Annotated in this window: 3 protein-coding genes; 2 read left to right on the forward strand and 1 reads right to left on the reverse strand. The window is 73.7% G+C overall.

Annotated elements, in window-relative coordinates; genetic code table 11:
- Window positions 1-144 precede the first annotated feature (144 nt).
- Entirely contained in the window at window positions 145-1,500 is a 1,356-nt protein-coding gene (locus tag ACFVGY_RS33680; protein WP_385685019.1) for a class II 3-deoxy-7-phosphoheptulonate synthase, read from the reverse strand.
- 118 nt (window positions 1,501-1,618) lie between these two features.
- Between ACFVGY_RS33680 and ACFVGY_RS33685 the strand changes: the two genes are divergently transcribed.
- Complete coding sequence (locus ACFVGY_RS33685) at window positions 1,619-1,690, forward strand: trp operon leader peptide (RefSeq protein ID WP_361088582.1); 72 nt, start codon at window positions 1,619-1,621, stop codon at window positions 1,688-1,690.
- 94 nt (window positions 1,691-1,784) lie between these two features.
- Window positions 1,785-3,749 carry an anthranilate synthase family protein gene (locus ACFVGY_RS33690; protein ID WP_385685022.1) on the forward strand — a complete coding sequence of 655 codons (1,965 nt, stop codon included), beginning with the start codon at window positions 1,785-1,787 and terminating at the stop codon, window positions 3,747-3,749.
- Window positions 3,750-3,862 lie beyond the last annotated feature (113 nt).

Below are 3,862 nucleotides of genomic sequence, written 5' to 3' on the forward strand. Positions count from 1 at the left end.
CTGGGGCCGCGCTTACCCCCCCGTCCCAACTGGGGGGGTGCCCCAAACGCCCGGGGGGCGGGGGTGGGGCGCTCATCACATCCATCGCCCCCCCACTGTCACGAGGTGCTCACCGGCCGCTGCCGGGGCGGCACGAAGTGCCTCTTACTGGTCGCGGTACATCTCGGCGACCAGAAACGCCAGGTCCAGGGACTGGCTGCGGTTCAGGCGGGGGTCGCAGGCCGTCTCGTAGCGCTGGTGCAGGTCGTCGACGAAGATCTCGTCGCCGCCGCCCACGCACTCGGTGACGTCGTCACCGGTGAGCTCGACGTGGATGCCGCCCGGGTGGGTGCCCAGCTCCTTGTGGACCTCGAAGAAGCCCTTGACCTCGTCGAGCACGTCGTCGAAGCGGCGCGTCTTGTGGCCGGAAGCCGCTTCGAAGGTGTTGCCGTGCATCGGGTCGGTGACCCAGGCCACCGTGGCGCCCGAGGCCGTGACCTTCTCGACCAGCTCGGGGAGCTTGTCGCGGACCTTGTCGGCGCCCATGCGGACGACGAAGGTCAGCCGGCCCGGCTCGCGGTCGGGGTCCAGGCGGTCGATGTACGTCAGCGCCTCGTCCACCGTCGTGGTGGGGCCGAGCTTGATGCCGACCGGGTTGGCGATCTGCGAGCAGAACTCGATGTGCGCGTGGTCCAGCTGGCGGGTGCGCTCACCGATCCAGACCATGTGGCCGGAGGTGTCGTACAGCTTGCCGGTGCGCGAGTCGGTGCGGGTCAGCGCGCCCTCGTAGTCGAGCAGCAGCGCCTCGTGCGAGGAGTAGAACTCCACCGCCTTGAACTCGGCCGGGTCGGTGCCGCAGGCCTTCATGAAGTTCAGCGCGTTGTCGATCTCCCGCGCGAGCTGCTCGTAGCGCTGCCCGGACGGGGAGGACTTCACGAAGTCCTGGTTCCAGGCGTGCACCTGGCGCAGGTCGGCGTAGCCACCGGTGGTGAAGGCACGCACCAGGTTCAGCGTCGACGCCGACGCGTGGTACATGCGCTTCAGCCGCTCGGGGTCCGGGACACGGGCCTCGGAGGTGAACTCGAAGCCGTTCACGGAGTCGCCGCGGTAGGTCGGCAGGGTCACGCCGTCGCGGGTCTCGGTGTCCTTCGAGCGCGGCTTGGAGTACTGGCCGGCGATCCGGCCGACCTTGACGACGGGCACGGAGGCCGCGTACGTCAGGACGGCGCTCATCTGGAGCAGCGTCTTCAGCTTGGCCCGGATGTGGTCGGCGGACACGGCGTCGAAGGCCTCGGCGCAGTCGCCGCCCTGCAGCAGGAACGCCTCGCCCTTGGCGACGGCTCCCAGACGGGCACGCAGCTGATCGCATTCGCCCGCGAAAACGAGCGGAGGATACGACTCGAGGTCCGCGACGACAGCGCGCAGGGCCTCGGCATCGGGGTACGAAGGCTGCTGCGCCGCGGGCAGGTCTCGCCAGGTCGCCTTGGCGGCGGGGGCGTGGGTTTCAGCGTTCACGGTCACACCTACACATTAAGGGCTCACACCTCGCGTCCAGCCGGATGACCACCAGGTGAGACAGACGTCTCCTGCCGTGTCGCCCGCCCTCCATCAGCTCCCCGCGTGGGCTAGGGTTCGTGCCGTGTACGCGCACTCCTGCCAGAACTGGTGGTGGACCGCTCCCGGCGGCCCGCCTCCCTCGCGTACCCACTGACACGAGCGACACGAAGGCCGCCCCGAGGGGCGGCCTTCGCTGGTTTCCGAGGCCCGGCCGCCCCTCCGCTTTCCGGAAGGACGACCGACCACCCATGGACACCCAGACCCGCCAGACCAGCCAGACCGGCCCGACCAGCAGCCGGCTGCTCGACCTGCTCCGCGACGACTGCCCGCCGTTCGCCCTGCTGCGCCGGCGCACCCCCGGCCGCGACCATGACACCGTCGAGGTGCTGCTCGGCCCGGTCCACGAGGCGGAACGCCTCGCCGACCTGCCCGTCCGCACCCTGCCGAGCCTGGCCCTGGTGCCGTTCCGGCAGATCCGCGAGCGCGGCTTCGACGTCCGCGACGACGGCACCCCGCTCGCCGTGCTGGCCGCCGAGGAGACGTACGAGGTCCCGCTCGCCGAGGCCCTGGCCGTGCTGCCCGCGCACGCGGTGCGGGTCGAGGACGGCGGCTTCGACGTCCCCGACGAGGAGTACGCGGACACCGTCCGGCGGGTCCTGGAGGACGAGATCGGCCGGGGCGAGGGCGCGAACTTCGTCATCCGCCGCACCTTCCGGGGCCGGATCGACGGCTTCGGGCGGGCCGACGCGCTCGCGCTGTTCCGGCGGCTGCTGCTGGGCGAGCGGGGCGCGTACTGGACGTACGTCGTCCACACGGGCGATCGGACCCTCGTCGGGGCGAGCCCCGAGGTGCACGTGCGGATGGCCAGCACCACGGTCGTGATGAACCCGATCAGCGGAACGTACCGCTACCCGGCCGGCGGTCCGACCGCCGAGTCGCTCCTGGCCTTCCTCGGTGACCGCAAGGAGACCGAGGAGCTGTCGATGGTCGTCGACGAGGAGCTGAAGATGATGTGCACGGTCGGCGACCGCGGCGGGGTCGTCGTCGGGCCGCGGCTGAAGGAGATGGCGCACCTCGCGCACACCGAGTACGAGCTGCGCGGCCGGTCCTCACTGGACGTGCGGGAGGTGCTGCGCGAGACGATGTTCGCCGCCACCGTCACCGGCTCGCCGGTGCAGAACGCCTGCCGGGTGATCGAGCGGTACGAGTCCGGCGGCCGCGGCTACTACGCGGGGGCGCTGGCGCTGCTGGGCGTGGACGCGGCCGGGGCGCAGACCCTGGACTCGCCGATCCTGATCCGTACGGCGGACATCGCCGCGGACGGCACCCTGCGCGTGCCGGTGGGCGCCACGCTGGTCCGGCACTCGGACCCGGCGGGCGAGGTCGCCGAAACCCACGCGAAGGCGGCCGGGGTGCTGGCCGCCCTCGGGGTCCGACCGACGGGCCCGCGGTGCGGGGAGGGGCCGACGGCCGCCGCACGGTCGGCGGACGGGCGTTCCGCAGCGGCGCTGGCGGACGACCCCCGGGTGGTGGCGGCGCTGGCCGCCCGCCGCCGGGACCTGGCGCCGTTCTGGCTGCGGATGCAGGAGCAGCCGGCGACCGCGGTCGGGCACTGCCTGGTGGTGGACGGGGAGGACACCTTCACGGCGATGCTGGCTCACGTGCTGCGGGCCGCGGGCCTGTCGGTGACGGTGCGCCGCTTCGACGAGCCGGGGCTGCGGGAAGCCGCGCTCGCGCACGAGGGGCCGATCGTGCTGGGCCCGGGCCCCGGCGACCCGGCGGACGCCTCCGACCCGAAGATGCGGCTGCTGCGCGGGCTGGCGCGGGAGCTGCTGGCGGGGCACACGGGCGGGCTGCTCGGGGTGTGCCTGGGCCACGAGCTGATCGCCGCCGAGCTGGGGCTGCCGCTCGTCCGCAAGGCGGAGCCCGCGCAGGGGGCGCAGGTGGAGGTCGACCTGTTCGGCTCCCGTGAGGTGGTCGGCTTCTACAACACGTTCACGGCGGCCTGCGACGCCGGGGCCGAGGCGGAGCTCGCCGCGCACGGGGTGGAGGTCGCCCGGGACGCCGCCACGGGCGAGGTGCACGCCCTGCGGTGCGCGGCCCGCGGCTTCGCGGGGGTCCAGTTCCACCCGGAGTCGGTGCTGACCCTGCGCGGTGCGGAGCTGCTGCCCGCGCTCCTGTCGGGCGTCAGCGAGGCGGCCGCCCGGGCCTGACCCGCCGCCCCGCCCGCCCCCCCCCCCCCCCGGGCGGTGGGGGGCGCCGCCCCCGCGGGGGGGCGCGCGGGGGTGGAGGGGCGGGGAGGGGGCCAGTCGGCGGCGACGGCGCG

The sequence above is a fragment of the Streptomyces sp. NPDC127106 genome, assembly GCF_042677605.1.
Taxonomy (GTDB): Bacteria; Actinomycetota; Actinomycetes; order Streptomycetales; family Streptomycetaceae; genus Streptomyces.

Bases quoted from the DNA above. Each gene is read 5' to 3' on its own strand.
- ACFVGY_RS33690 (WP_385685022.1), top strand. From the start codon at position 1,785: ATGGACACCCAGACCCGCCAGACCAGCCAGACCGGCCCGACCAGCAGC.